Genomic DNA, 6,889 nt, shown 5'->3' with positions numbered 1-6,889 from the left:
CACCGTCAAGGTGCACGTGCGCAACATCATGAGACGGCTAGGAGTTACAAATAGAACAGAGGCGGTTGTGCGTACATTTGAGCGGGGAGTGAATTTCAGTGTGAGTACGGTAAGCTCTGTCGGCCCGCAGGCCACGCCGGCGTAGCCGGATGCGGTAACTTAGGCTTTCTACGGCGTACTCGATCCCGCGCGAAGTGAGCAGGTAATATGATGGTGACGGGTTTGAAAATGTATCAAGCGAACCCGGAGGCTTCGCGGCCGACAGCGGCGGATGCTGCGTCCGCCACATCGCATCAGCTAGGACAGAGGAATGCTGGACAGGATGGTGCCGTTTTCGTCTCGGATCACGAGTTGCCAATAGGGTGCAATGCCTGCCATTTCTCCGCGGACGTGCATGGCATCAATCTCAGCTGACGCCTGCCGCAAAGCCTGATCGTAATTGTCGGCCTCCACCCCTTCTTCATCTTGTATGGCAGTGTGCCCGTCAGCGAGATCGAAGTAAAAGCGGCAAATCATGTGGACTTCCAAATTGGCTTCACGGGAAGTTCACGTGAAACTAGGCTTCGTTGCAGCGCAAGATCTTGAGGTGATTCGGATGATATAGCATCAATCCTAACATTTATTTAATGGGAGTGCGACGGAACGTACCTGCTAGTACTATGTTATCAATCGCCATGCAGCCCGACCTTTCGGACCTATCACTTTGGTTGATAGCGCCGGCTCGCGTCGTGATCGCCCACATTCGCAACACTATAAAAGTGGAAGGCTCAAACAAATGCTGGCTCATTTTCGGGTATTTAAGCAAGACTTGTGCGACAGTTCTCATGAGCAGAACGAAAAGATCCGTACTCATGTAGCCAATCTGATTAGAAAAGTTATTAGTTTGCAGGGCGATAGAAAGAGTAGTTGATATCGCCCGTCTTGTCGGTCGCCTGACACGATGCTACGCAACTGGGATCCTTGCGAGCACGGTCCCAGCCTGGGAACGCACGACGAGCTGCCAGTCGCCTTCGAGGCCAACCAGCTCGTCGTCCGCGCGCATTTCTGCAATTACGATCTTCGCTTGTTCAAGCGCCTCGCCCAAGTCAGGCACGTCAACACCTTCGTCGTCATGAATGAAGGTGCGCCCATCGAAGAGGTCGAAGTGGAAACGAGGCACGACGATGCCCTCCTTGTTGCCCCGACTTAACTGCCCGCGATGGACGACGTACGTAGTAGGCGTACTACGCTCGTCCAGCCCGCGCGCAGCCCTGCCAAGCTAAAATATTAACGCGTTAATCATGGAACTTCGCTTCCGCGCGTAATCTAAATGTATGGACTTCACTTTACCATCCAGTGGTGATAGGCTAATTTTTATGCAAACACATGTTAAATTTGACGAAAGGATTAGCTCGATGGCCGCCCTATCTGTACATACTACAACATTTCCTGCTCGTGCGAGCCATACTCAGGACGAAGCAATACGTTCCCATGTTGCGGGTATAATCAGGAAACTAATCAATCTGCAAACGGGCAGCCAATCAGGCGATAAAACTGCTTCGCACTGAGACGCCCTTTTCTCCACATTCTAGCTCGTTCCCGCCGCTCAAGTTGGGGCAGCCTATAACAGCGGCCCCAAGCTCCCTCCGCGTCGTACTTGCCAATCGTTGAGTGGTGCTGATGCGACAGAGCGTACATCACCGCCTCGGCGCCGGCCACGGCACGTCACGCCCGACCACTCGATAGCCCGGCGGCAGGGGGCCAGCGAGCTGCCCGCCCCATCCCTGCTCACGATAGAGCTTGTCGTAATGCGCGAGCATGTCTCGCATGACGCGGGGATCGCGCGCGCCGCATATCGATCACACCAGGCGCCTAGCCATCGCGGGGAAGGGTAGCCGGTCCGGGAACGGATCAGTCGTGATGACGGCGTGGTGCTGACAGTCGAGCCCGTTGCAGAACACCGCCGCCGTGGTCTCGCCCCAGGCTCGCAGCTTGCCCAGGTTCACGCCGGTCGCGCCAACAGGACGGCGGTCCGCACGGCTCCCCGCTTCAACTCGGCCGTCGCGTCCTCCTGCGCCAGGATCTCTCGGGCCCAGGGATGCGCCAGGACCGCGGCGCCGATGTCGAGGCAGTGTTCGCCAGCCGCCAGGATCTTCGTCCTCGGCCAGGAACTTCGCCTTGAACATCTCGCCCATTGTGCAGGTTTTCGCCATGCCGTTTGTCCCTTCGGCCTTGGATAGCAGGAGCAACTAGCGGGCGTCCGGCCGGCCTCCAGGCCCAACCCGGCAGGAGGGAGGGGCAGTCCGTAGCGAGAGCATGTTCCGGCAGAAGTGCAGTGATGCGAACGCTGCCAACCCATTCGAACTAGAGGCCACTCCTGTGCAACCGGATGCGCCGACGCAGGCTTCTACCGCCTACCCAGGCCCGCGCAGAGCGAGCAGCCGACCTGATGGTGAGGATGTCGGGTCAACCGACACTGGGATCAACTGCGCTGTCGAGCGTTACACGGTCGAGCATGCCGTGTAGACGGTACCACTCCTCGTAACACTCAGTCGTGAACGCGCCATTCAGAACGGCCAGACGCAGGCTCGACCATTTCACTCAGCAGTCTGGCCGGCCCGCGGTCTCTAAGGCAGCAGCAGTCGGGCAATTTTTGCTCTCATCGCGCATCTATAATTTAGGTGCATTGCATCAGATATTGGGTGAGAAATAAACCCGCTCAAGAGAATTTGCTAGCAGAGACGTGCAAGGCTCGTTTTCGGCACCATGTCCTTTAAGCTCATCCAATGTCTCGGTCGAGTTTAATTTAATCAGATCTGTTCGCGATTCTACCTCAACAAACGGAATTTAGGCGTGCGCACGGAACAGACGTGGACGATGATTTAAGACAATTTAACAGGAACTTACCGTGTTTGCGAAATCATTGTCCTAACCGAATCCAGTACACGCTCTCTCGGATCCCCATTCACGTCGGGCAGTATCTTTTTTAGATCAAAATTATACTCGCTCAGAGCATCAAGTGTCTTTTTATGTCTCTTTGAGCGCCGGTAGGTACCCACGTAATCATCAATGTAAATCTTATGTTCATTACAAAGATCATGTAGCGGGTGTGTAAATGATGTAGCCAGTCTCGGAATAACACGCTCCTTGCGAGGCCAGAGGCTATTCTCAGTAAATTTAACTCGACCCTCTTCCGAGAGAATTTTATAATAAATACCTTCAACATATGATTTGTTAAAGTGCACATCTGTTCGTCCTACGAGGCGCTCAAGCATCGTCAAAAGCGCTATATCTGTCAATATACTGCTACATGTGTAGTCTGCGATGTCGCCGTGACAACTTGGAAGCCAAATTTGCTCTAGCCTCCCGATTGAGGATCTATTTTCGTTTCTAGTGATACTTTTGTCCCAAACGGTGGATGTGTCATCTGGCAAACGCCATATATGCGGCTTGAATGCCTTTCTACGCTCATTTATTGCAAGCAACTCAACTGCATGCTCTACGTTGTCGGGGACTAACTCAGGAATTCCAATTTTAGTATAATTGTTTTTGGGCCCGAGTACCGGATCGAACAATCCCACAAAAGCGATTTTGACAGATCTCGTTTTATCTCTGAAGAAAGTTTCGTGGGAACGGTCGTGCGTCATATAATACTGGTATGCATGTTCTAAAAACTTTAAATGCTGTCTTCCGAGGAGACCACTCCGATTAATCATCCCAGTTAGTGCTTTGGCGATTATTGCACCGCGCGAGTATCCGAATATATAAATTTTATCGACTGCTGGATCGGCATAGTTCATGCATAACTGAACATATGCATCCCTCAAAATATCTTTGATCTCCGTGCCGAATATTTGATTTTTCAACTTGTCTGGCACGTCGCGGCTGCCTGGGCCAGAAAAGTACAACAGCAATATGTCGTTACTTGTTGTTGGGTCTTCGAGAGTGAGAGCCTGATTTACTCTAAATGCGTTAGTCTGGTAAGCCTTGAATCCGTGTGCAGCCGAATTGCTTGTTCCGTCGATAGTTACAACTATATGGCGCATCGGTCGCCGCACAATTTATATGAATATATGAGCGACAAGTACTATAACGATGGCCGTCGACACAGTTGAAATGATTGTCGTCAGAAAGAAATAATACTTAAAGCGAAGCGTCTTATTCTTCTCCTCTTGAATTTGTATAGTCATCATAAAATCTGCGTCAAATAAATCATCAAACCCCTTCAACAAACGCGGCATGTCGTGGTTCTTCATTTCATTATAGAGAAATTCTCTGTTCGTAGCATCACGCCTTGACATCAAAATATTTTCTTCACATCTCTTCAGTGTTTGCAGTAGATCAGCATATGGGCTGTATAAACTTATTATCGTTTGCCGGCCAAACCTCAAGTTTAGCTCGTTTACTCTCGAACCGATGTACATAACAACTGAGTCGATTATATCATTATCTGCATTGTTCAAATACTGCTCGGCGCAAACAAGAGCATCTTCATACGTATTAGTATTGTCCGTTTTTCTATGCTGACTTATAGCACGTATGATGTGTCGGCCGGCATAACGAAGCTCATTAATGGCGGGGAGAGTTATCTGTCCCTGGAGTAATTCAGCGCGCTTGATAGAGTGTTCTATATCCTCCCATCGCGCGAGCAATTTCTCTAAACGCTTCTCAAATCTAAATATTTCCACCATTCCCCCCCGAGCACATCAGCCATTCAAATATAATCACTGCGCTCGACGCCAAGGAGCCACCCCAAAAACTCTATCTATGTCCGCTGCCGTGATGTAGTTGCCGAACTGCAAAGATATATTCCCACGCGAAAAACGGCGCACCACGTCTCGGCCGCGCTCTTCGTATAAGACATGCAGTTGCTTTTGCAGGTCAGCTTGAGAAACCTGCGCTTTAACCGCTTGTCTCAACTTAAGAAAATTGGAGATAAATCTAAACATCGACTTTACCGAATTTTATGACCTGGCTTTGCGGCTTCTCTTTACCCTCTCCAAATTTACTATCCTGAGTTACTACCTTAAAAGCATCTATAGGAATTCCTTTTTTGTTGTAGTAGAGATCGTTTAAGGCGTTTACAAGCTTGACCAATGTTTCCGTAGACGAATTCTTGTGACGCTCGACGCGAGTGATTGTGTCAGCTGAAACCTTTGCCGCTTCGCCAACCTCGGCCTTGCGTAATCCGGCACCCTCTCTAAGTGTCTGAAAATTATCGATAAATGGCATGAGCAATTACTTTCGATACGCGATTTCAAGCCGCAAATTGCCGTACTTGCCTGCAACATAGGGCTTGTTGCGGCATTCGGCAACAGATTGCCGCACGTGACCATGAACATGTTAGCATTCTGGATGTGATACAGGTTTAGGGCTGACGGTCGCCCGGATCTTGGTCTGGCCGAAGGGTGAGCCCCCGTGTCTCATTCGGCGGCCTTTTGGGCCGCCGCCAAGCCAAATGCTTGGGGTGGCAGCCACCCACCGTGTGTGAGGAATTTGCGTCGGCTCGTCGGGCATCGCGAACAGCCACAAGGCGGCTGTGGCCAAGATGCAGACGGCAGAGGCGCTCAGAATGCCGCGCTCTGTCACGCCAGGTAGCCCTTAGTGCGGAGCCACTCGATCAGGACCTTCTCGATCAACGAGGAGACGGAGCGCAAATCGTCCTTTGCGGCCTTCTCAAGGGCGGCTTTGGTTTCCGGTTGTACCCGGACCCCGAGAGAGGGCGTCTTAGCCATACCAACTTTTACCTACAATGACGTTGACAGCGCGGCGTCATTGTAGGTAAAACGATGTCACTTCGCAAGGACGAAGCGGCCCAACACGGCGCCTCGGAAACGCTGTGCCGGGCCTGACCATCCACGTCGGCTAAGGACGTCCCATGGCTACCTTGAGCATTACCATGCCCGCTCTCGCGGGTGAACGAGCACGCCTGCCTCATACCCAGGTGGGACCCGTCACGAGCGCTCTCCGCGCGATGAAGACGCTGCCGGAGGTTTACCCCACCGTGGGGCAAACCTCGATGGCGCACCGCGGCCTCGTCGCCGGCGTCGTGGATCGCGACCTCACCGAGGCCGACGTCGCCATCGTCGAACTGTGCGCCGGCCTGCGCCGCTACTTCGCAGCCCTAGGCCCGGAGGAGGCCGCCGCCTTTGATGCCCTCGACGAGCAGGGCGCCGGCTTCGCCCTTCGGCTGTCGTGATGGAGGCGAGCACCATGAACACGCACAGCCCCATCCTCCCGCCCGCGGCCGAGCCCGTCGAGCGCATCGCTCTCCTCAACTATGCCACCTGGCTGTTCTACGAGCGCCGGCTCCTCTGCGCCGAGTTGTACCCGCACCTCGGCAGCGGCGCCGAGAGGTTCATCCTGGGCGAGAACGTCGCCTGGGACTGGCACTTCCGCGAACCAGGGCACAGGCACCTGCCTCAACCCTCTACCCGTGCTGTCACCGTCCTCGACATGGTCGGTGTGAACTGGCGCGAGGATCGGGACCGACTGCGGGATGCCGATCGTGAGCCGGTCGACTTGCCCGATACCGTCGAGCGCCCGGCATTACCCCGCTCCTGGCCCCGCGTGGATGCCGAGGTGCTCGACGCCGCCTCCGACCTCAACAACCTCGACGCGGCGCAGCAGGCCCTGCTGAACGATGGGGAGTACGGCGACGCTGTAGATGCGCCCGGCTACTCCGAGCTTGAGAGGCAGCGCGACGCCGCCATCAAGCGCGTGGCGAGTGCCCGTGCCCGCTCCATCCTGGGGCTGAGTGCCAAGGCGCGGTTGCTCCAGACCGACAGCGTTGGCTCCTGCGCCGAGCCGTTCGACCTCATCGCTCGGTCGCTGGCTGACGATCTCGCTGGCGTGGAGGGGCGCTACTTCAGCCACGCCCCTGATCCGATCCTTGCGGTACTCGCGGCGT

8 protein-coding genes are annotated in these 6,889 nt (G+C 54.0%); 3 read left to right on the top strand and 5 right to left on the bottom strand.

From position 1 onward, the window contains the following. The coding region (locus DT057_RS37635; RefSeq protein ID WP_162501595.1) for a LuxR C-terminal-related transcriptional regulator at positions 1-145 on the top strand (145 nt) is incomplete at its 5' end. A 152-nt stretch (positions 146-297) separates the two neighbouring features. On the opposite strand, the gene DT057_RS33375 is transcribed toward DT057_RS37635, so the two are convergent. The 5 genes from DT057_RS33375 to DT057_RS33350 form a co-directional block, all read right to left on the bottom strand. Next, on the bottom strand, positions 298-528 hold the full coding sequence (locus DT057_RS33375; protein ID WP_238313821.1) for a DUF6894 family protein: 231 nt from the start codon (positions 526-528) through the stop codon (positions 298-300). Between the two features lie 415 nt (positions 529-943). After that, positions 944-1,159, bottom strand: coding sequence for a DUF6894 family protein (locus DT057_RS33370; protein ID WP_128566315.1), 216 nt, complete (start codon positions 1,157-1,159; stop codon positions 944-946). 679 nt (positions 1,160-1,838) lie between these two features. Continuing rightward, positions 1,839-1,985, bottom strand: a complete 147-nt coding sequence (locus DT057_RS37095) for a hypothetical protein (protein ID WP_244937426.1) — start codon at positions 1,983-1,985, stop codon at positions 1,839-1,841. Between the two features lie 897 nt (positions 1,986-2,882). Next, positions 2,883-4,025, bottom strand: coding sequence for a phospholipase effector Tle1 domain-containing protein (locus tag DT057_RS33355; protein ID WP_128566314.1), 1,143 nt, complete (start codon positions 4,023-4,025; stop codon positions 2,883-2,885). Positions 4,026-4,920: 895 nt separating this feature from the next. Continuing rightward, positions 4,921-5,211 carry a helix-turn-helix domain-containing protein gene (locus DT057_RS33350; protein WP_128566313.1) on the bottom strand — a complete coding sequence of 97 codons (291 nt, stop codon included), beginning with the start codon at positions 5,209-5,211 and terminating at the stop codon, positions 4,921-4,923. A 742-nt stretch (positions 5,212-5,953) separates the two neighbouring features. On the opposite strand from DT057_RS33350, the gene DT057_RS33345 reads away from it, so the two are divergent. Together DT057_RS33345 and DT057_RS33340 are read left to right on the top strand one after the other, a co-directional pair. Then, on the top strand, positions 5,954-6,178 hold the full coding sequence (locus DT057_RS33345) for a hypothetical protein (protein ID WP_128566312.1): 225 nt from the start codon (positions 5,954-5,956) through the stop codon (positions 6,176-6,178). Between the two features lie 14 nt (positions 6,179-6,192). Further along, positions 6,193-6,889 (top strand): hypothetical protein (locus DT057_RS33340; RefSeq protein ID WP_162501594.1); only part of this gene is annotated, 697 nt, incomplete at its 3' end.

This window comes from Methylobacterium crusticola (assembly GCF_003574465.1).
In the GTDB taxonomy this organism is placed as follows: Bacteria; Pseudomonadota; Alphaproteobacteria; order Rhizobiales; family Beijerinckiaceae; genus Methylobacterium; species Methylobacterium crusticola.
This window is presented reverse-complemented; position numbering and strand designations above follow the sequence as displayed.